Below are 20,590 nucleotides of genomic sequence, written 5' to 3' on the forward strand. Positions count from 1 at the left end.
AGTAGGTCATCGTCAAGATTAAATTCCGAAACCCCAATTGCGAAAGCAGTTGGGGTTTTGTTTTGCCCGCAGGAAAGCGGGTTGTTTGAATTCTATGCAACAGCTCGGTGCATGGCTATTATTCGGGCCTCATTCCGAGGCGAGACCTGCATGCTGACGTTGTTGAACCTTCTGAAGGATGGGCGATTCCATTCCGGTCAGGCTCTGGGAGTTGCCCTGGGAATTAGTCGAAGTGCAGTGTGGAAGCAGCTTCAACACCTGGAGGCTGAGCTTGGGCTATCCATACATAAAGTCCGGGGGCGGGGCTACCAGTTGGCCTCGCCACTGGAGTTGCTTGACTCGCTCAAGATAGAGGAAAGTCTTGCCGGCTGGCCTGTGAGTGTCTTCGACTCCATCGACTCTACTAACGCAGAATCGTTGCGTGCCGTTGACCGGGGTCAAATGGCGCCCTTTCTGGTACTGGCTGAGCGACAAATATCCGGACGTGGTCGTAGAGGTCGCAAATGGGTAAGTCCGTTTGCCGAGAACCTCTATTACAGTCTCGTATTGCGTATTGATGGTGGGATGCGTCAACTTGAAGGACTAAGTCTTGTTGTCGGTCTCGCGGTCATGCAAACCCTCCGTGCGCTTGGGGTGTCGGGTGCGGGGCTGAAGTGGCCCAATGACGTTTTGGCTGGGCGCAAAAAAATCGCCGGGATCTTGCTGGAACTGGTCGGAGATCCGGCAGACGTGTGTCATGTAGTGCTGGGTGTTGGCATTAACGTGAACATGCAGGCCACTGACGAGGTTGATCAGCAATGGACCTCGATACGGCTCGAGTCGGGAAAAACTTGTGATCGCAATGTTCTGGTGGTTGAGCTGAGCAAACAGTTGCAGCTTTATCTGCAGCGTCATCAATCAGGAGGTTTCTCTGCGCTTCAGGCGGAGTGGGAAGCGAATCACTTATGGCAGGGACTGCCGGTTTCTCTCACGGCGGGTGTCAATCAGATAGATGGCGTGGTGCTGGGGATCGATAATCAAGGTGCGCTACGGCTGAAGGTGGATGGCGTGGAGAAAGTCTTTAGTGGTGGTGAGCTCAGCTTGAGGTTGCGTGATGATTCTTGAGCTTGATTGCGGAAACAGTTTTATCAAGTGGCGGGTGCTGGATGCCGAGGCAGGTGCCCTGGTCGCGGAAGGGGTGGTCGACTCCGATGAGGCATTGGTCAGCGGCCTTCGTTCGCTCGATAAATTGTCTCTCGGCAAATGCCGCCTTGTCAGTGTGAGAACTGAAGATGAGACCAATTTGCTGATTGGTTTTCTCAAGCGTGAGTTCGATATTTCCGTTGTCTGTGCGACACCTGCTCGCGAAATGTCCGGCGTCAAAAATGGTTACGAAGACTACGAGCGTTTAGGCCTTGATCGTTGGCTGGCGATGCTCGGTGGTTTTCATCTGGCTGGTGGGGCTTGCCTGGTTCTCGATTTCGGGACAGCGGTGACTGCTGATTTCATCTCGTCGGATGGTGAGCACCTGGGAGGCTTCATTGGTCCTGGTATGCCGCTAATGCGCAATCAATTGCGTACGCATACTCGAAAGATTCGCTATGGCGATCTGGCGGCGGAACGGGCATTGGCGAGTCACGCTCCTGGGCGCAATACGGTCGAGGCAGTGGAGCGTGGCTGTTCGTTGATGCTCAGAGGATTCGTATTGACGCAGTTGGAGATGGCGCGCTCCTACTGGGGTGAAAGCTTCAGTGTCTTCATCACAGGTGGTGATGCCGAGTTGGTGTCGGATGTCGTGCCTGAGGCTCGGGTCGTTTCCGATTTGGTGTTCGTAGGTTTGGCTATGGCATGTCCTTTGTCCTGAGGTTTGTATGCGTTGGTTGTTTCTCCTGCTTCTGGTACTCAATGTGTTTTATTACGTCTGGCATCAGCAGGAGGCTCCATTGCGTGCAAAGGACGTCACGCCTCTCAGTCTTTATCGTGGTTCGCAGCAGGATATCCGTTTGCTGAGTGAGGCTGGTGATGCCTCGCGAGGTGCGAAGGCTGATGGGCAGTGTCTATATATAGGTGGTTCGGGTCGTCCTGAAACTGCGCAGGCACTGGAACAGCGCCTGAGTGAGCTTGGTGCGAAAGCTCAGCCCTTGCCGAAAGACCTTTCCAGCAATGCATATTGGTTCCGAATCACGCCTGAAACCCAGCGTTTCCTGGGCGATACTCAGTTGCAAAACCTTTCCAAGGAATTCAATGAGTTAAAACACAAAATAATGCTGTGCGAGGGGGTTGCACCTGCGGAATAGTTTGCATAGAATGGCGCCCGCTCCACAGCGAAGACCTGAAAAGGTTGAAGCGGTAGGGCGATGTCAAAGCAGCTAACCTCAGGTTTTTAAATGAGAAAATGCTTGACAAGGGTTTGGCATAGTATAGAATGCCGGCCTGATTAGGAGGGGTTCCCGAGCGGCCAAAGGGATCAGACTGTAAATCTGACGTCTACGACTTCGAAGGTTCGAATCCTTCTCCCTCCACCAGATTTTAGCGTGAGCTGCAGGCTCCGCGGGTATAGTTTAGTGGTAGAACCTCAGCCTTCCAAGCTGATGATGCGGGTTCGATTCCCGCTACCCGCTCCAAGTTTGCAGGTTGTGCAAAGTGTTACGCTCTTGTAGCTCAGTTGGTAGAGCACACCCTTGGTAAGGGTGAGGTCAGCGGTTCAAATCCGCTCAAGAGCTCCATATAACAAGGCAGATATGAAAATATCTGCCTTTGTTTTAATGGCTAGGGTTGTTTGCTTATTTCTTCTGTGAGGGGTGATATCGATGGCTAAGGAAAAATTTGATCGTTCCCTACCGCACGTCAACGTCGGAACTATCGGTCACGTTGACCACGGTAAAACCACTCTGACCGCTGCTCTGACTCGCGTCTGCTCCGAAGTTTTCGGTTCGGCCGTAGTTGAATTCGACAAGATCGACAGCGCTCCAGAAGAAAAAGCTCGTGGTATCACCATCAACACCGCGCACGTTGAGTACAACTCGACTATTCGTCACTACGCTCACGTTGACTGCCCAGGTCACGCTGACTACGTGAAGAACATGATCACCGGTGCTGCCCAGATGGACGGCGCGATCCTGGTTTGCTCGGCCGCTGATGGTCCGATGCCACAAACCCGTGAGCACATCCTGCTGTCCCGTCAGGTAGGCGTTCCGTACATCGTGGTTTTCCTGAACAAGGCTGACCTGGTAGACGACGCTGAGCTGCTGGAACTGGTTGAGATGGAAGTTCGCGACCTGCTGTCGACCTACGACTTCCCAGGCGACGACACTCCGATCATCATCGGTTCGGCTCGTATGGCGCTGGAAGGCAAAGACGACAACGAAATGGGCACCACTGCCGTTCGTAAACTGGTTGAAACTCTGGATACCTACATCCCTGAGCCAGTTCGTATGATCGACAAGCCATTCCTGATGCCAATCGAAGACGTATTCTCGATCTCGGGTCGCGGTACTGTTGTGACTGGTCGTATCGAGCGCGGTATCGTTCGCGTTCAAGATGCTCTGGAAATCGTTGGTCTGCGTGATACCACCACCACCACCTGCACCGGTGTTGAGATGTTCCGCAAGCTGCTGGACGAAGGTCGTGCTGGCGAGAACTGCGGCGTTCTGCTGCGTGGCACCAAGCGTGACGACGTTGAGCGTGGTCAGGTTCTGGTTAAGCCGGGTTCGGTTAAGCCGCACACCAAGTTCACCGCAGAAGTTTACGTTCTGAGCAAGGAAGAAGGCGGTCGTCACACTCCGTTCTTCAAAGGCTACCGTCCACAGTTCTACTTCCGTACTACTGACGTGACTGGTAACTGCGAGCTGCCAGAAGGCGTTGAAATGGTAATGCCAGGTGACAACATTCAGATGACTGTTACCCTGATCAAAACCATCGCGATGGAAGACGGTCTGCGTTTCGCTATCCGTGAAGGCGGTCGTACCGTCGGCGCTGGCGTCGTAGCCAAAATCATCGAGTAAGTAGTTGTAATGTATTTTTCGGGCCGGCATAATGGTCGGCCTGATTTTGTTTTAGGTCAGTAGCTCAATTGGCAGAGCGACGGTCTCCAAAACCGTAGGTTGGGGGTTCGATTCCCTCCTGACCTGCCAGATTCACTCGGTGTGTCTGGCTTTCTTTTCACAGGATCTTCATAGATGACTCCTAAGGCTGAAGCTCAAGGCTCTCGCTTCGATCTGCTTAAGTGGCTTGTAGTGGTCGCTTTGGTGATTGTTGGCGTTGTAGGCAATCAGTATTACTCTGCTTCGCCGATCCTGTACCGCGTACTCGCATTGCTTGTCATTGCTGCTGTAGCTGCCTTTGTAGGCCTGCAGACTGCCAAGGGCAAGTCTTTCTTTGTACTGGTTAAGGAAGCTCGCACCGAGATTCGTAAAGTCGTATGGCCAACTCGCCAAGAAACCACGCAGACCACGTTGATTGTTGTGGCTGTTGTTCTGGTTATGGCGTTGCTGTTGTGGGGGCTTGATTCCCTGCTCGGCTGGCTTGTTTCCTTGATTGTCGGCTAAGGGTGTCCCGTGGCTAAGCGTTGGTACGTTGTGCATGCTTATTCGGGTTACGAGAAGCATGTAATGCGCTCGCTGATCGAGCGTGTAAAGCTGGCTGGCATGGAAGATGGCTTCGGCGAAATTCTGGTTCCCACTGAAGAAGTGGTTGAAATGCGTAATGGCCAGAAGCGCAAAAGCGAACGTAAGTTCTTCCCTGGCTATGTGCTGGTCCAGATGGATATGAACGAGGGTACTTGGCACTTGGTCAAGGATACTCCTCGGGTGATGGGTTTTATCGGCGGTACTGCTGATAAGCCTGCACCAATCACTGATAAAGAAGCAGAGGCGATCCTGCGTCGCGTTGCTGACGGTAGCGACAAGCCGAAGCCGAAGACATTGTTCGAGCCAGGTGAAACCGTTCGTGTCAATGACGGTCCTTTCGCTGACTTTAACGGTGTTGTTGAAGAAGTTAACTACGAAAAGAGCCGGATCCAAGTGGCGGTGCTCATTTTCGGTCGCTCTACTCCGGTAGAGTTGGAGTTCAGTCAGGTCGAAAAGGTCTAACTGGACAAGCATCCCAACCCCGCAGCCCTAGGCTGTGGGGTTTTGTCGTCACTGGGATAAACGCGCAAGTAACCGGGGAGCCTTTCGAGGCGATCGAACCCGTAATTGGAGTGCCTCATGGCCAAGAAGATTACCGCTTACATCAAGCTGCAAGTGAAGGCCGCTCAGGCTAACCCAAGTCCACCTGTTGGTCCTGCTCTGGGTCAGCACGGCGTGAACATCATGGAATTCTGCAAAGCTTTCAACGCCCGTACCCAGGGCCTGGAAGCTGGTCTGCCGACTCCAGTGATCATCACTGTCTACAGCGACCGTAGCTTCACTTTCGAAACCAAATCCACCCCTGCTTCGGTTCTGCTGAAGAAGGCGGCCGGTCTGACCAGCGGTTCCGCTCGTCCGAACACCGTTAAGGTTGGCACTGTTACCCGTGCTCAGCTGGAAGAAATCGCGAAAACCAAAAACGCGGATCTGACTGCAGCTGATATGGATGCAGCCGTGCGTACTATCGCCGGTTCTGCTCGTAGCATGGGCCTTAACGTGGAGGGTGTGTAATGGCTAAGCTGACCAAGCGTCAAAAGGCTATCGCCGGCAAAATCGAAGCAGGCAAGGCCTACAACTTTGTAGACGCCGCTGCACTGCTGGCCGAGCTGTCGACTGTCAAGTTCAGCGAGTCGTTTGACGTTGCTGTAAACCTGGGCGTAGACCCGCGTAAATCCGATCAGGTCGTTCGTAGCGCTACTGTGCTGCCACACGGCACTGGCAAGACCGTTCGCGTTGCTGTGTTCACCCAGGGTCCAGCTGCTGAAGCCGCTCTGGCTGCCGGCGCTGACCGTGTAGGTATGGACGACCTGGCTGCCGAAATGAAAGGCGGCGACCTGAACTATGACGTAGTGATCGCATCCCCGGATGCCATGCGCGTTGTAGGTCAACTGGGTCAGATCCTCGGTCCACGTGGCCTGATGCCTAACCCGAAAGTCGGCACCGTAACTCCAGACGTAGCCACCGCGGTTAAAAACGCCAAGGCTGGTCAGGTTCGTTATCGCACCGACAAAAACGGCATCATCCACACTTCCGTTGGCAAGATCGGCTTCGATGCCGTCAAGCTGAAGGAAAACGTTGAAGCCCTGATCGCTGATCTGAAGCGTATCAAGCCAGCTTCCTCGAAAGGTATCTACGTCAAGCGCGTTACCCTGAGCACCACTATGGGCCCAGGTCTGGTTATCGACCAGAGCTCGCTGGACGCGTAAGACAAAATTGGCACGAGTTGTCGTGCCAATCGAAAGATTGGGGTCCCTGCCTGGCGGGGGCTATCCAAGACCGTAGGCGGCGCAAGTCTTAAACCTCAAGCCTACGCAGATGGTGCTCCCGGTTCCTTACCGAATCAGACACCAAAACGACATTCGGTTTCGATCGAGTGAAACGGTAACAAGCAGGAGTTAAACCCGTGGCAATTAATCTCGAAGACAAGAAGGCCATCGTCGCTGAAGTCAACGAGGCTGCCAAAGTCGCTCTGTCCGCTGTCGTGGTTGATGCCCGTGGCGTAACAGTAGGCGCAATGACCGGACTCCGTAAAGAGGCTCGTGAAGCTGGCGTTTACGTACGTGTTGTACGTAACACCCTGCTCAAGCGCGCTGTTGCTGACACTCAATACAGTGTCCTCAACGACGTGTTCACCGGCCCGACCCTGATCGCATTCTCGAACGAACATCCGGGCGCTGCTGCTCGTATTTTCAAAGAGTTTTCGAAGGGTCAGGACAAGTTCGAGATCAAGGCAGCTGCGTTCGAGGGCAAGTTCCTCGCAGCTAATCAGATCGACGTTCTGGCAACTCTGCCGACCCGTGACGAAGCAATTTCCCAGCTGATGAGCGTGATTCAAGGCGCTACCAGCAAATTGGCTCGTACTCTGGCGGCAATTCGCGACCAGAAAGAAGCCGCTGCAGCCTAAGGCTCGTCAGCTTCTCGCGTTTTTTGTTTATTTCGATGGTCGCGTAGGCCGTCCCCCAATTCAGGAATTGAGTCATGTCTCTGACTAACGAACAAATCATCGAAGCAATCGGCCAGAAATCCGTAGTGGAAATCGTTGAGCTGATCAAAGCGATGGAAGAAACCTTCGGTGTTACCGCTGCTGCTGCTTCGGCTGGCCCAGCTGTAGCTGCTGCTGCTGTTGAAGAGCAAACCGAGTTCAACGTTGTTCTGCTGGAAGCTGGCGAGAAGAAGGTTAACGTGATCAAGGCAGTTCGTGAACTGACCGGTCTGGGCCTGAAAGAAGCCAAAGAGAAAGTAGACGGCGCTCCTCAGGTTGTAGCTGAAGGCGTTTCGAAAGAAGCTGCTGAAGACGCCAAGAAGAAGCTGGAAGAAGCAGGCGCTAAAGTCGAGCTGAAATAAGTATCGACTTTGCTCCTCCAGCCCGAGCGTCAAGCGACAGGCTGATGGCTGGTGGCTCTTGCCACCGGCCTTTTTCCGTTATTGGCAGCCGACTGGGTCGGTGCTGATAACGAGCTGTAACCACCCGATGCGGTGGCGCAAACCATGGGGTTTGCACGATTTTCTGGCTGCTCCCGTCGGGAGGGGCCAAACAAGCAGGTGACCAAGCTGGGGAACGCTGATGGCTTACTCATATACTGAGAAAAAACGTATCCGCAAGGACTTTAGCAAGTTGCCGGACGTCATGGATGTGCCTTACCTCCTGGCCATCCAGCTGGATTCGTATCGTGAATTCTTGCAAGCGGGAGCGACTAAAGATCAGTTCCGCGACGTGGGCCTGCATGCGGCCTTCAAATCCGTTTTCCCGATCATCAGCTACTCCGGCAATGCTGCGCTGGAGTACGTCGGTTATCGCCTGGGCGAACCGGCATTTGATGTCAAAGAATGCGTATTGCGCGGTGTAACTTTCGCCGTACCTTTGCGGGTAAAAGTGCGCCTGATCATTTTCGACAAAGAGTCGTCGAACAAAGCGATCAAGGACATCAAAGAGCAAGAAGTCTACATGGGTGAAATCCCCCTGATGACTGAGAACGGTACCTTCGTAATCAACGGTACCGAGCGTGTAATCGTTTCCCAGTTGCACCGCTCCCCGGGCGTGTTCTTCGACCACGACCGTGGCAAGACGCACAGCTCCGGCAAACTGCTGTACTCCGCGCGCATCATTCCTTACCGCGGTTCGTGGCTGGACTTCGAGTTCGACCCGAAGGACTGCGTATTCGTACGTATCGACCGTCGTCGCAAGCTGCCGGCCTCGGTTTTGCTGCGCGCGCTCGGCTATACCACCGAAGAAGTACTGGACGCGTTCTACACCACCAACGTATTCCACGTTAAGGGCGAAACCCTGAGCCTGGAACTGGTGCCTCAGCGCCTGCGTGGTGAAGTTGCAGTCCTCGACATCCAGGACGACAAAGGCAAGGTAATTGTCGAGCAGGGTCGTCGTATCACTGCCCGTCACATCAACCAGCTGGAAAAAGCCGGGATCAAAGAGCTGGACGTGCCTCTGGACTACGTCCTGGGTCGCACCACCGCCAAGGTCATCGTGCATCCGGCTACCGGCGAAATCCTGGCAGAGTGCAACACCGAGCTGTCGACTGAAGTCCTGGCGAAAATCGCCAAGGCCGGCGTCGTTCGCATCGAAACGCTGTACACCAACGACATCGACTGCGGTCCGTTCGTCTCCGACACTCTGAAGATCGACTCCACCAGCAACCAATTGGAAGCGCTGGTCGAAATCTATCGCATGATGCGTCCAGGCGAGCCGCCAACCAAAGACGCTGCCGAAACCCTGTTCAACAACCTGTTCTTCAGCCCTGAGCGTTATGACCTGTCTGCGGTCGGCCGGATGAAGTTCAACCGTCGTATCGGTCGTACCGAGATCGAAGGTTCGGGCGTGCTGTGCAAGGAAGACATCGTCGCGGTACTGAAGACTCTGGTCGACATCCGTAACGGTAAAGGCATCGTCGACGACATCGACCACCTGGGTAACCGTCGTGTTCGCTGCGTAGGCGAAATGGCCGAGAACCAGTTCCGCGTTGGCCTGGTACGTGTTGAGCGTGCGGTCAAAGAGCGTCTGTCGATGGCCGAAAGCGAAGGCCTGATGCCGCAAGACCTGATCAACGCCAAGCCTGTGGCTGCGGCGGTGAAGGAGTTCTTCGGTTCCAGCCAGCTCTCGCAGTTCATGGACCAGAACAACCCGCTGTCCGAGATTACCCACAAGCGTCGTGTTTCTGCACTCGGCCCTGGCGGTCTGACTCGTGAGCGCGCGGGCTTCGAAGTTCGTGACGTACACCCGACTCACTACGGTCGTGTCTGCCCGATTGAAACGCCGGAAGGTCCGAACATCGGTCTGATCAACTCCCTGGCTGCTTACGCTCGCACCAACCAGTACGGCTTCCTCGAGAGCCCGTACCGTGTGGTGAAAGAGGGTGTGGTTACCGACGAGATCGTGTTCCTGTCCGCTATTGAAGAAGCCGATCACGTGATCGCGCAGGCTTCGGCGACCATGAACGACCAGAAAGTCCTGATCGACGAACTGGTAGCCGTACGTCACCTGAACGAGTTCACCGTCAAGGCGCCTGAAGAAGTCACCTTGATGGACGTTTCGCCGAAGCAGGTAGTTTCGGTTGCAGCGTCGCTGATTCCGTTCCTCGAGCACGACGACGCCAACCGTGCGTTGATGGGTTCGAACATGCAGCGTCAAGCTGTACCAACCCTGCGTGCTGACAAGCCGCTGGTAGGTACCGGCATGGAGCGTAACGTGGCTCGCGACTCCGGCGTTTGCGTCGTGGCTCGTCGTGGCGGCGTGATCGACTCCGTTGATGCCAGCCGTATCGTGGTTCGTGTTGCCGATGACGAAGTTGAAACCGGCGAAGCTGGTGTCGACATCTACAACCTGACCAAGTACACCCGCTCGAACCAGAACACCTGCATCAACCAGCGTCCGCTGGTGAGCAAAGGTGATCGCGTTCAGCGTAGCGACATCATGGCCGACGGCCCGTCCACCGATATGGGTGAACTGGCACTGGGTCAGAACATGCGCATCGCGTTCATGGCATGGAACGGCTTCAACTTCGAAGACTCCATCTGCCTGTCCGAGCGTGTGGTTCAGGAAGACCGCTTCACCACGATCCACATCCAGGAACTGACCTGCGTGGCTCGTGACACCAAGCTTGGCCCAGAGGAAATCACTGCGGACATCCCGAACGTGGGTGAAGCTGCACTGAACAAGCTGGACGAAGCCGGTATCGTTTACGTAGGTGCTGAAGTTGGCGCAGGCGACATCCTGGTAGGTAAGGTCACTCCGAAAGGCGAGACCCAACTTACTCCGGAAGAAAAACTGCTGCGTGCGATCTTCGGTGAAAAAGCCAGCGACGTTAAAGACACTTCCCTGCGTGTACCTACCGGTACCAAAGGTACTGTCATCGACGTGCAGGTCTTCACTCGTGACGGCGTTGAGCGTGATGCTCGTGCCCTGTCGATCGAGAAGACCCAGTTGGACGAGATCCGCAAGGATCTGAACGAAGAGTTCCGCATCGTTGAAGGCGCGACCTTCGAACGTCTGCGTTCCGCTCTGGTAGGCCACAAGGCTGAAGGCGGCGCGGGCCTGAAGAAAGGTCAGGACATCACCGACGAAGTACTCGACGGTCTTGAGCATGGTCAGTGGTTCAAACTGCGCATGGCTGAAGATGCTCTGAACGAGCAGCTCGAGAAGGCTCAGGCCTACATCGTTGATCGTCGCCGTCTGCTGGACGACAAGTTCGAAGACAAGAAGCGCAAACTGCAGCAGGGCGATGACCTGGCTCCAGGCGTGCTGAAGATCGTCAAGGTTTACCTGGCAATCCGTCGTCGCATCCAGCCGGGCGACAAGATGGCCGGTCGTCACGGTAACAAAGGTGTGGTCTCCGTGATCATGCCGGTTGAAGACATGCCGCACGATGCCAATGGCACACCGGTCGACGTGGTCCTCAACCCGCTGGGCGTACCTTCGCGTATGAACGTTGGTCAGATCCTTGAAACCCACCTGGGCCTCGCGGCCAAAGGCCTGGGCGAGAAGATCAACCGGATGGTCGAAGAGCAGCGTAAAGTCGCTGAATTGCGTACCTTCCTGGACGAGATCTACAACCAGATCGGCGGTCGTAACGAAGATCTGGACAGCTTCTCCGATCAGGAAATCCTGGATCTGGCGAAGAACCTGCGTGGCGGCGTTCCAATGGCCACTCCAGTGTTCGACGGTGCCAAGGAAAGCGAAATCAAGGCCATGCTGAAACTGGCGGACCTGCCAGAAAGCGGCCAGATGCAGCTGACCGACGGCCGTACCGGCAACAAGTTCGAGCGTCCAGTTACCGTTGGCTACATGTACATGCTGAAGCTGAACCACTTGGTAGACGACAAGATGCACGCGCGTTCTACCGGTTCGTACAGCCTGGTTACCCAGCAGCCGCTGGGTGGTAAGGCACAGTTCGGTGGTCAGCGTTTCGGGGAGATGGAGGTCTGGGCACTGGAAGCATACGGTGCTGCTTACACTCTGCAAGAAATGCTCACAGTGAAGTCGGACGATGTGAACGGCCGGACCAAGATGTACAAAAACATCGTGGACGGCGATCACCGTATGGAGCCGGGCATGCCCGAGTCCTTCAACGTGTTGATCAAGGAAATTCGTTCCCTCGGCATCGATATCGATCTGGAAACCGAATAACACGTGACGCGATCGAGAGCGGGGCAGGATTGCCCGCTCTCTGCTCCGCCAGGAGGAAAGGCCTTGAAAGACCTACTGAATTTGCTGAAAAACCAGGGTCAAGTCGAAGAGTTCGACGCCATCCGTATCGGATTGGCCTCGCCTGAGATGATCCGCTCGTGGTCGTTCGGTGAAGTTAAAAAGCCGGAAACCATCAACTACCGTACGTTCAAACCCGAGCGTGACGGTCTGTTCTGCGCCAAGATCTTTGGCCCGGTAAAGGATTACGAGTGCCTGTGCGGTAAGTACAAGCGCTTGAAGCATCGTGGTGTGATCTGCGAGAAGTGCGGCGTTGAAGTTGCACTGGCCAAGGTTCGTCGAGAGCGCATGGCGCACATCGAGCTGGCTTCGCCGGTTGCCCATATCTGGTTCCTGAAATCGCTGCCGTCCCGTATCGGCCTGCTGATGGACATGACCCTGCGTGATATCGAACGCGTTCTCTACTTCGAGAGCTATGTCGTTATCGATCCGGGCATGACCACTCTTGAAAAAGGTCAGCTGCTGAACGATGAGCAGTACTTCGAAGCGCTGGAAGAGTTCGGTGATGACTTCGACGCCCGCATGGGTGCTGAAGCTGTCCGTGAACTGCTGCACGCTATCGACCTGGAACACGAGATCGGCCGTCTGCGTGAAGAGATTCCGCAAACCAACTCCGAAACCAAGATCAAGAAGCTGTCCAAGCGTCTGAAGTTGATGGAAGCCTTCCAGGGTTCCGGCAACCTGCCAGAGTGGATGGTGCTGACCGTTCTGCCGGTTCTGCCGCCAGACCTGCGTCCACTGGTTCCGCTGGATGGCGGTCGTTTCGCGACTTCCGACCTCAACGATCTGTATCGTCGAGTGATCAACCGTAACAACCGTTTGAAGCGCCTGCTGGATCTGTCCGCTCCGGACATCATCGTGCGCAACGAAAAGCGTATGTTGCAGGAAGCTGTCGACGCACTGCTTGACAACGGTCGTCGTGGCCGCGCTATCACCGGTTCGAACAAGCGTCCTCTGAAATCCCTGGCTGACATGATCAAGGGTAAGCAAGGTCGTTTCCGTCAGAACTTGCTCGGTAAGCGTGTTGACTACTCCGGTCGTTCGGTAATTACCGTAGGCCCGACCCTGCGTCTGCATCAGTGCGGTCTGCCGAAGAAGATGGCTCTCGAGCTGTTCAAACCGTTCATTTTCGGCAAGCTGGAAATGCGTGGTCTGGCGACCACCATCAAAGCGGCCAAGAAAATGGTCGAGCGCGAGCTGCCGGAAGTTTGGGACGTTCTCGCTGAAGTGATTCGCGAACACCCGGTTCTTCTCAACCGTGCACCGACCCTTCACCGTCTGGGTATCCAGGCGTTTGAGCCGGTACTGATCGAAGGTAAGGCTATCCAGCTGCACCCGCTGGTCTGCGCCGCGTACAACGCCGACTTCGACGGCGACCAAATGGCCGTGCACGTACCGCTGACGCTGGAAGCCCAGCTCGAAGCGCGTGCGTTGATGATGTCGACCAACAACATTCTGTCGCCAGCCAACGGTGAGCCAATCATCGTTCCGTCGCAGGACGTTGTATTGGGTCTGTACTACATGACTCGTGAAGCGATCAACGCCAAGGGCGAAGGTCGTGTGTTCGCGGATCTGCAGGAAGTTGACCGTGTGTTCCGTGCCGGCGAAGCCGCGCTGCACGCCAAGATCAAGGTTCGTATCAACGAAACCGTGAACGATCGTGACGGCAACAGCGTGAGCGGTACCCGTATCGTCGACACCACTGTCGGCCGTGCGCTGCTGTTCCAGGTTGTGCCAAAAGGTCTGTCGTTCGACGTCGTCAACCTGCCGATGAAGAAAAAGGCGATCTCCAAGCTGATCAACCAGTGCTACCGCGTGGTTGGTCTGAAAGAGACCGTGATCTTCGCTGACCAGTTGATGTACACCGGTTTTGCCTACTCGACCATCTCCGGCGTTTCCATCGGTGTTAACGACTTCGTTATCCCGGATGAAAAAGCCCGCATCATCGGTGCAGCCACCGACGAAGTGAAAGAGATCGAGAGCCAGTACGCCTCCGGCCTGGTAACCCAGGGCGAGAAGTACAACAAAGTGATCGACCTTTGGTCGAAAGCGAACGACGAAGTCTCCAAGGCGATGATGGCCAACCTCTCGAAAGAGAAAGTCATCGACCGTCACGGCGTCGAAGTCGATCAAGAGTCGTTCAACTCGATGTACATGATGGCTGACTCGGGTGCGCGGGGTTCCGCAGCACAGATCCGTCAGTTGGCCGGTATGCGTGGTCTGATGGCCAAGCCGGACGGTTCCATCATTGAAACGCCGATTACTGCGAACTTCCGTGAAGGTTTGAGCGTACTTCAGTACTTCATCTCCACTCACGGTGCTCGTAAAGGTCTGGCGGATACCGCGTTGAAAACTGCGAACTCCGGTTACCTGACTCGTCGTCTGGTAGACGTTGCGCAGGATCTGGTTGTAACCGAGATCGATTGCGGCACCGAACACGGTCTGCTGATGACTCCGCACATTGAAGGCGGTGACGTTGTAGAGCCGTTGGGTGAGCGCGTATTGGGTCGTGTTATCGCCCGTGACGTATTCAAGCCGGGTACCGAGGACGTCATCGTTCCTGCTGGCACCCTGGTAGACGAGAAGTGGGTCGAGTTCATCGAGCTGAACAGCATCGACGAAGTGATCGTGCGTTCGCCGATCAGCTGCGAAACCCGCTATGGCATTTGCGCCAAGTGCTACGGCCGTGACCTGGCTCGTGGTCACCAGGTGAACATCGGTGAAGCGGTCGGCGTTATCGCTGCCCAGTCCATCGGTGAGCCGGGTACCCAGCTGACGATGCGTACGTTCCACATCGGTGGTGCGGCAAGCCGTACTTCCGCAGCCGACAGCGTTCAGGTGAAGAATGGCGGTACCGTCCGTCTGCACAACCTGAAACACGTTGAGCGTGTGGATGGCAACCTGGTTGCTGTGTCCCGTTCCGGTGAGCTGGCAATCGCTGATGACTTCGGTCGTGAGCGCGAGCGTTACAAGCTGCCGTACGGTGCTGTGATTTCGGTTAAAGAAGGTGACAAGGTCGACGCTGGCGCAATCGTGGCCAAGTGGGATCCGCACACTCACCCGATCGTTACCGAAATGAAAGGTACCGTGACCTACGTGGGCATGGAAGAAGGCATCACGATCAAGCGTCAGACTGACGAATTGACCGGTATGACCAACATTGAAGTACTCGATGCCAAAGACCGTCCGGCTGCCGGCAAGGACATCCGTCCTGCGGTGAAGATGGTCGATGACAACGGCAAGGATCTGTTGCTGCCAGGCACTGACGTTATCGCTCAGTACTTCCTGCCAGCCAACGCCCTGGTCGGTGTTGCGGACGGTGCGAAGATTGCGATCGGTGACGTTATCGCTCGTATCCCGCAAGAAACTTCGAAAACCCGTGACATCACCGGTGGTCTGCCGCGTGTTGCCGACCTGTTCGAAGCCCGTCGTCCGAAAGAAGCGTCGATTCTGGCTGAAGTCAGCGGCACCATCGCGTTCGGTAAAGAGACCAAGGGCAAGCGCCGTCTGGTCATCACTCCGAACGACGGTAGCGATCCGTATGAAGAGCTGATTCCGAAGTGGCGTCACCTGAACGTGTTCGAAGGCGAACAGGTAAACCGCGGCGAAGTTATCTCCGACGGCCCGAGCGATCCGCACGACATCCTGCGTCTGCTGGGTGTGAGCGCGCTGGCCAAGTACATCGTTAACGAGATCCAGGACGTTTACCGTCTGCAAGGCGTGAAGATCAACGACAAGCACATCGAGACCATCCTGCGTCAGATGCTGCGTAAAGTTGAGATCTCCGAGTCCGGCGACTCCAGCTTCATCAAGGGCGACCAGATGGAACTGACTCACGTACTGGTAGAGAACGAGCGTCTGAACGCGGAAGACAAATTTGTCTCCAAGTTCACCCGCGTTCTGCTGGGTATCACCAAGGCGTCGTTGTCGACCGAATCGTTCATCTCCGCGGCTTCCTTCCAGGAAACCACCCGCGTACTGACCGAAGCGGCCGTAACCGGCAAGCGCGATTACCTGCGCGGCCTGAAAGAAAACGTGGTCGTGGGTCGTCTGATCCCGGCTGGTACCGGTCTGGCTTATCACAGCGAGCGTAAACGTCGCCGTGATGCAGACAAACCGTTGCGCGTAAGCGCCAGTGAAGTGGAAGCTGCACTGACCGAAGCGCTGAACTCGAGCGGTAACTGAGTTCTGCGAAAAATGAGCTAAGGCCCTGATCGAACCGTTCATCGAATCGAGACAATTTGTCGAGGTTCGACGAGCGGGGAGGTCGGGGCCTTGCCTTGACTGGGGACAAGATCCTCTTTAGACTCTTGATCCCCTAAATTTGGCGGGAATTCGTTCCTGCCATTTTGCTTTTCTTGCAAGACAATAGCGTCGCAAGACAACAGTGGAGCTAGTAGATGGCAACTATCAACCAGCTGGTACGTCAGCCGCGTAAGCGTATCGTCGAGAAATCCGACGTACCTGCGCTGCAGAACTGCCCGCAACGTCGTGGCGTGTGCACCCGTGTGTACACCACTACGCCGAAAAAACCTAACTCGGCACTGCGTAAAGTATGCCGTGTGCGTCTGACCAACGGTTTCGAGGTTTCCTCGTACATCGGTGGTGAAGGCCACAACCTGCAAGAGCACAGCGTGGTACTGATCCGCGGCGGTCGTGTAAAAGACTTGCCAGGTGTTCGTTACCACACCGTTCGCGGCTCCCTGGATACTTCCGGTGTTAAAGGTCGTAACCAAGGTCGTTCGAAGTACGGTACCAAGCGTCCGAAGTAATCGGCCGTTTTGCAGATTTTCATTTTATTGAGTCGATAAGAGTAAGGTCGGGCGCGCATCCTCTGGATCTGTCCCGAGCTAACCTGAAGACCGTTTGAGGGCTTATCAATGCCAAGACGTCGCGTAGCAGCAAAGCGTGAGATTCTGGACGATCCGAAATACGGAAGCCAAATCCTCGCCAAATTCATGAACCACGTTATGGAAAGCGGCAAGAAAGCCGTTGCCGAGCGTATCGTTTATGGTGCCCTGGAAACCGTTGCGACCCGTAAGGCTGGCACCGATCCCCTGGAACTCTTCGAAAAAGCACTCGACGCCATCGCTCCGCTGGTCGAAGTGAAGTCGCGCCGCGTTGGTGGTGCTACTTACCAGGTTCCGGTCGAAGTTCGTCCGTCCCGTCGTAACGCTCTGGCAATGCGCTGGTTGGTAGACTTCGCCCGTAAGCGCGGCGAGAAGTCTATGGCTCTGCGCTTGGCTGGCGAGCTGCTGGATGCTGCTGAAGGTAAAGGTGCTGCTGTTAAGAAGCGTGAAGACGTGCACCGTATGGCCGAAGCTAACAAAGCTTTCTCGCACTACCGCTTCTAATTTTAGCTTCACTAATTTTGCGAGGGCTTTATGGCTCGTACTACTCCGATTAGTCGCTACCGTAACATCGGTATCGTCGCTCACGTGGATGCTGGTAAAACCACCACCACCGAGCGCGTCCTTTTTTACACTGGCAAAAGTCACAAAATGGGCGAGGTGCATGACGGCGCCGCGACCACAGACTGGATGGTTCAGGAGCAGGAGCGTGGTATTACCATTACTTCTGCTGCCATTACCGCCTTCTGGAAAGGTTCCGAGAAGCAGTACGCTCACGAGCATCGCTTCAACGTAATCGATACCCCGGGCCACGTAGACTTCACCATTGAAGTAGAACGTTCCCTGCGCGTACTCGACGGCGCTGTCGTTGTGTTCTGCGGTACTTCGGGTGTTGAGCCTCAGTCGGAAACCGTATGGCGTCAGGCCAACAAATACGGCGTTCCACGTCTTGTTTACGTAAACAAGATGGACCGTGCTGGTGCCAACTTCCTGCGCGTGATCGGTCAGATCAAACAGCGTCTGGGTCACACTCCGGTGCCGATCCAGCTGGCTATCGGTTCGGAAGACAACTTCCAGGGCCAGATCGACCTGATCAACATGCAAGCCGTTTACTGGAACGACTCTGACAAGGGTATGGTTCCGGTTCGCAAGGAAATTCCTGCGGACATGGCTGAGCTGGCTGCTGAGTGGCGCAACAACATGGTTGAGGCTGCTGCCGAAGCCAACGAAGACCTGATGAACAAGTACCTGGAAGGCGAAGAGCTGTCGATCGAAGAGATCAAGGCTGCTCTGCGTGCACGTACTATCGCCGGCGAAATCGTTCTGGCTGTTTGCGGTTCTTCCTTCAAGAACAAGGGTGTTCCCCTGGTTCTCGACGCCGTTATCGACTTCCTGCCTGCTCCGACCGACATTCCTGCTATCAAGGGTTCCAACCCTGATAACGAGGAAGAGGAAATGGAGCGTCACGCAAGCGACGACGAGCCGTTCGCGGCCTTGGCGTTCAAGATCGCTACCGACCCATTCGTGGGTACCTTGACCTTCGTCCGCGTTTACTCGGGCGTGTTGAACTCCGGCGACGGCGTGATCAACTCGGTTAAAGGCAAGAAAGAGCGCGTGGGTCGTATGGTGCAAATGCACGCAAACGCCCGTGAAGAGATCAAGGAAGTACGCGCTGGCGACATCGCGGCCCTGATCGGCATGAAGGACGTCACCACTGGTGAAACCCTCTGCAACGCTGACAAGCCAATCATCCTGGTTCGCATGGACTTCCCGGAGCCGGTTATTTCGGTTGCCGTAGAGCCTAAGACCAAGGATGACCAGGAAAAAATGGGTATCGCTCTGGGCAAGCTTGCTCAGGAAGACCCGTCTTTCCGCGTTAAAACTGATGAAGAGACTGGTCAAACGATCATCTCCGGCATGGGCGAGCTGCACCTGGACATCCTGGTTGACCGGATGCGCCGTGAGTTCAACGTCGAAGCCAACATCGGCAAGCCTCAAGTTTCGTACCGTGAGCGCATCACGAAGAACTGCGAAATCGAAGGCAAGTTCGTTCGTCAATCCGGTGGTCGTGGTCAGTTCGGTCACTGCTGGATCCGTTTTGCTCCTGCTGACGAAGGTCAGGAAGGTCTGCAATTCGTGAACGAAGTAGTAGGTGGTGTGGTTCCTAAGGAATACATCCCGGCTATCCAGAAGGGTATCGAAGAGCAGATGAAGAACGGCGTTGTTGCCGGCTATCCGCTGATCGGCCTGAAGGCTACCGTGTTCGATGGTTCTTACCACGACGTCGACTCCAACGAGATGGCGTTTAAAGTGGCTGCTTCCATGGCGACCAAGCAACTGGCCCAGAAGGGCGGTGGTGAGCTGCTTGAGCCGATCATGGCGGTAGAGGTTGTTACGCCTGAAGACTATATGGGTGATGTGATGGGCGACCTTAACCGTCGTCGCGGCATGATCCAGGGTATGGAAGACACAGTGTCCGGCAAGGTTATCCGTGCCGAGGTTCCACTGGGTGAGATGTTCGGTTATGCGACCGACGTCCGTTCCATGTCTCAGGGTCGCGCAAGCTACTCTATGGAATTCAAAAAATACGATACGGCTCCGTCGCACATCGTCGAATCCGTTACCAAAAAACAAGGCTGATTCAGCCCCTTTAGGCTAGGAGTTAATTGTCGTGGCTAAAGAAAAATTTGATCGTTCCCTACCGCACGTAAACGTTGGCACCATCGGTCACGTTGACCACGGTAAAACCACTCTGACCGCTGCTCTGACTCGCGTCTGCTCCGAAGTTTTCGGTTCGGCCGTAGTTGAATTCGACAAGATCGACAGCGCTCCAGAAGAAAAAGCTCGTGGTATCACCATCAACACCGCGCACGTTGAGTACAACTCGACTATTCGTCACTACGCTCACGTTGACTGCCCAGGTCACGCTGACTACGTGAAGAACATGATCACCGGTGCTGCCCAGATGGATGGCGCGATCCTGGTTTGCTCGGCCGCTGATGGTCCGATGCCACAAACCCGTGAGCACATCCTGCTGTCCCGTCAGGTAGGCGTTCCGTACATCGTGGTTTTCCTGAACAAGGCTGACCTGGTAGACGACGCTGAGCTGCTGGAACTGGTTGAGATGGAAGTTCGCGACCTGCTGTCGACCTACGACTTCCCAGGCGACGACACTCCGATCATCATCGGTTCGGCTCGTATGGCGCTGGAAGGCAAAGACGACAACGAAATGGGCACCACTGCCGTTCGTAAACTGGTTGAAACTCTGGATACCTACATCCCTGAGCCAGTTCGTATGATCGACAAGCCATTCCTGATGCCAATCGAAGACGTATTCTCGATCTCGGGTCGCGGTACTGTTGTGACTGGCCGTATCGAGCGCGGTATCGTTCGCGTTCAAGATGCTCTGGAAATCGTTGGTCTGCGTGACACCACCACCACCACCTGCACCGGTGTTGAGATGTTCCGCAAGCTGCTGGACGAAGGTCGTGCTGGCGAGAACTGCGGCGTGCTGCTGCGTGGCACCAAGCGTGACGACGTTGAGCGTGGTCAGGTTCTGGTTAAGCCGGGTTCGGTTAAGCCGCACACCAAGTTCACCGCAGAAGTTTACGTTCTGAGCAAGGAAGAAGGCGGTCGTCACACTCCGTTCTTCAAAGGCTACCGTCCACAGTTCTACTTCCGTACTACTGACGTGACTGGTAACTGCGAGCTGCCAGAAGGCGTTGAAATGGTAATGCCAGGTGACAACATTCAGATGACTGTTACCCTGATCAAAACCATCGCGATGGAAGACGGTCTGCGTTTCGCTATCCGTGAAGGCGGTCGTACCGTCGGCGCTGGCGTCGTAGCAAAAATCATCGAGTAATCTCTTTTTTGAGATAGCTTTGATGAGTTGAAAAAGCCCCCGCTTAGCGGGG

At 55.2% G+C, this 20,590-nt stretch carries 16 protein-coding genes and 4 tRNA genes; all 20 read left to right on the forward strand.

What is annotated here, in order from left to right; all coding sequences use genetic code 11:
- The first annotated feature begins 150 nt into the window (after positions 1 to 150).
- Complete coding sequence (gene birA, locus AC1RR7_RS21470; protein ID WP_493066426.1) at positions 151 to 1,104, forward strand: bifunctional biotin--[acetyl-CoA-carboxylase] ligase/biotin operon repressor BirA; 954 nt, start codon at positions 151 to 153, stop codon at positions 1,102 to 1,104.
- The gene (locus tag AC1RR7_RS21475) at positions 1,094 to 1,843 is read left to right on the forward strand and encodes a pantothenate kinase (RefSeq protein ID WP_493158401.1); all 750 of its coding nucleotides are present in this window, start codon (positions 1,094 to 1,096) and stop codon (positions 1,841 to 1,843) included. Before birA ends, AC1RR7_RS21475 begins: the two co-directional genes overlap by 11 nt.
- Positions 1,844 to 1,850: 7 nt before the next feature.
- The gene (locus tag AC1RR7_RS21480; RefSeq protein WP_096823090.1) at positions 1,851 to 2,276 is read left to right on the forward strand and encodes a hypothetical protein; all 426 of its coding nucleotides are present in this window, start codon (positions 1,851 to 1,853) and stop codon (positions 2,274 to 2,276) included.
- A gap of 143 nt (positions 2,277 to 2,419) precedes the next feature.
- Positions 2,420 to 2,504: transfer RNA gene (locus AC1RR7_RS21485), tRNA-Tyr, on the forward strand.
- Positions 2,505 to 2,529: 25 nt separating this feature from the next.
- A tRNA-Gly gene (locus AC1RR7_RS21490) sits at positions 2,530 to 2,603 on the forward strand.
- Positions 2,604 to 2,629: 26 nt separating this feature from the next.
- Positions 2,630 to 2,705: transfer RNA gene (locus AC1RR7_RS21495), tRNA-Thr, on the forward strand.
- A gap of 84 nt (positions 2,706 to 2,789) precedes the next feature.
- Positions 2,790 to 3,983 (forward strand): elongation factor Tu, encoded by a 1,194-nt coding sequence (gene tuf, locus AC1RR7_RS21500; RefSeq protein WP_024014521.1) that lies wholly within the window; start codon positions 2,790 to 2,792, stop codon positions 3,981 to 3,983.
- Positions 3,984 to 4,036: 53 nt separating this feature from the next.
- Positions 4,037 to 4,112: transfer RNA gene (locus tag AC1RR7_RS21505), tRNA-Trp, on the forward strand.
- Between the two features lie 45 nt (positions 4,113 to 4,157).
- Positions 4,158 to 4,526, forward strand: a complete 369-nt coding sequence (gene secE / locus AC1RR7_RS21510; RefSeq protein WP_011063783.1) for a preprotein translocase subunit SecE — start codon at positions 4,158 to 4,160, stop codon at positions 4,524 to 4,526.
- 9 nt (positions 4,527 to 4,535) lie between these two features.
- Entirely contained in the window at positions 4,536 to 5,069 is a 534-nt protein-coding gene (gene nusG / locus AC1RR7_RS21515; protein WP_007957598.1) for a transcription termination/antitermination protein NusG, read from the forward strand.
- A 117-nt stretch (positions 5,070 to 5,186) separates the two neighbouring features.
- The gene (rplK, locus tag AC1RR7_RS21520; protein WP_003228756.1) at positions 5,187 to 5,618 is read left to right on the forward strand and encodes a 50S ribosomal protein L11; all 432 of its coding nucleotides are present in this window, start codon (positions 5,187 to 5,189) and stop codon (positions 5,616 to 5,618) included.
- Positions 5,618 to 6,313 carry a 50S ribosomal protein L1 gene (gene rplA / locus AC1RR7_RS21525; protein ID WP_003186095.1) on the forward strand — a complete coding sequence of 232 codons (696 nt, stop codon included), beginning with the start codon at positions 5,618 to 5,620 and terminating at the stop codon, positions 6,311 to 6,313. Before rplK ends, rplA begins: the two co-directional genes overlap by 1 nt.
- A 197-nt stretch (positions 6,314 to 6,510) precedes the next feature.
- Positions 6,511 to 7,011, forward strand: coding sequence for a 50S ribosomal protein L10 (gene rplJ, locus AC1RR7_RS21530; protein ID WP_085613345.1), 501 nt, complete (start codon positions 6,511 to 6,513; stop codon positions 7,009 to 7,011).
- Positions 7,012 to 7,085: 74 nt separating this feature from the next.
- Positions 7,086 to 7,451: a 50S ribosomal protein L7/L12 gene (gene rplL / locus AC1RR7_RS21535; protein WP_007962228.1), complete on the forward strand. Its 366-nt coding sequence runs from the start codon at positions 7,086 to 7,088 to the stop codon at positions 7,449 to 7,451.
- Positions 7,452 to 7,671: 220 nt separating this feature from the next.
- Positions 7,672 to 11,745 (forward strand): DNA-directed RNA polymerase subunit beta, encoded by a 4,074-nt coding sequence (rpoB, locus tag AC1RR7_RS21540; RefSeq protein WP_096823077.1) that lies wholly within the window; start codon positions 7,672 to 7,674, stop codon positions 11,743 to 11,745.
- 63 nt (positions 11,746 to 11,808) lie between these two features.
- Positions 11,809 to 16,008, forward strand: a complete 4,200-nt coding sequence (rpoC, locus tag AC1RR7_RS21545) for a DNA-directed RNA polymerase subunit beta' (RefSeq protein ID WP_096823078.1) — start codon at positions 11,809 to 11,811, stop codon at positions 16,006 to 16,008.
- 215 nt (positions 16,009 to 16,223) lie between these two features.
- Positions 16,224 to 16,595, forward strand: coding sequence for a 30S ribosomal protein S12 (gene rpsL / locus AC1RR7_RS21550; RefSeq protein WP_003186084.1), 372 nt, complete (start codon positions 16,224 to 16,226; stop codon positions 16,593 to 16,595).
- A 108-nt stretch (positions 16,596 to 16,703) separates the two neighbouring features.
- Positions 16,704 to 17,177, forward strand: coding sequence for a 30S ribosomal protein S7 (rpsG, locus tag AC1RR7_RS21555; protein WP_007916467.1), 474 nt, complete (start codon positions 16,704 to 16,706; stop codon positions 17,175 to 17,177).
- A gap of 30 nt (positions 17,178 to 17,207) precedes the next feature.
- Positions 17,208 to 19,313 carry an elongation factor G gene (fusA, locus tag AC1RR7_RS21560; protein WP_096823079.1) on the forward strand — a complete coding sequence of 702 codons (2,106 nt, stop codon included), beginning with the start codon at positions 17,208 to 17,210 and terminating at the stop codon, positions 19,311 to 19,313.
- A gap of 31 nt (positions 19,314 to 19,344) precedes the next feature.
- On the forward strand, positions 19,345 to 20,538 hold the full coding sequence (gene tuf / locus AC1RR7_RS21565) for an elongation factor Tu (RefSeq protein WP_024014521.1): 1,194 nt from the start codon (positions 19,345 to 19,347) through the stop codon (positions 20,536 to 20,538).
- Positions 20,539 to 20,590: the final 52 nt, after the last annotated feature.

This window comes from Pseudomonas sp. GW821-FHT11G12 (assembly GCF_058808055.1).

Excerpts from the sequence above, each read along its gene's own strand:
- tuf (WP_024014521.1), top strand. The coding sequence starts at position 2,790 with ATGGCTAAGGAAAAATTTGATCGTTCCCTACCGCACGTCAACGTCGGA.
- rplA (WP_003186095.1), top strand. The coding sequence starts at position 5,618 with ATGGCTAAGCTGACCAAGCGTCAAAAGGCTATCGCCGGCAAAATCGAA.
- rpsL (WP_003186084.1), top strand. The coding sequence starts at position 16,224 with ATGGCAACTATCAACCAGCTGGTACGTCAGCCGCGTAAGCGTATCGTC.
- secE (WP_011063783.1), top strand. The coding sequence starts at position 4,158 with ATGACTCCTAAGGCTGAAGCTCAAGGCTCTCGCTTCGATCTGCTTAAG.
- AC1RR7_RS21480 (WP_096823090.1), top strand. The coding sequence starts at position 1,851 with ATGCGTTGGTTGTTTCTCCTGCTTCTGGTACTCAATGTGTTTTATTAC.
- rplL (WP_007962228.1), top strand. The coding sequence starts at position 7,086 with ATGTCTCTGACTAACGAACAAATCATCGAAGCAATCGGCCAGAAATCC.
- rpoB (WP_096823077.1), top strand. The coding sequence starts at position 7,672 with ATGGCTTACTCATATACTGAGAAAAAACGTATCCGCAAGGACTTTAGC.
- rpsG (WP_007916467.1), top strand. The coding sequence starts at position 16,704 with ATGCCAAGACGTCGCGTAGCAGCAAAGCGTGAGATTCTGGACGATCCG.
- fusA (WP_096823079.1), top strand. The coding sequence starts at position 17,208 with ATGGCTCGTACTACTCCGATTAGTCGCTACCGTAACATCGGTATCGTC.
- birA (WP_493066426.1), top strand. The coding sequence starts at position 151 with ATGCTGACGTTGTTGAACCTTCTGAAGGATGGGCGATTCCATTCCGGT.
- rplK (WP_003228756.1), top strand. The coding sequence starts at position 5,187 with ATGGCCAAGAAGATTACCGCTTACATCAAGCTGCAAGTGAAGGCCGCT.
- AC1RR7_RS21475 (WP_493158401.1), top strand. The coding sequence starts at position 1,094 with ATGATTCTTGAGCTTGATTGCGGAAACAGTTTTATCAAGTGGCGGGTG.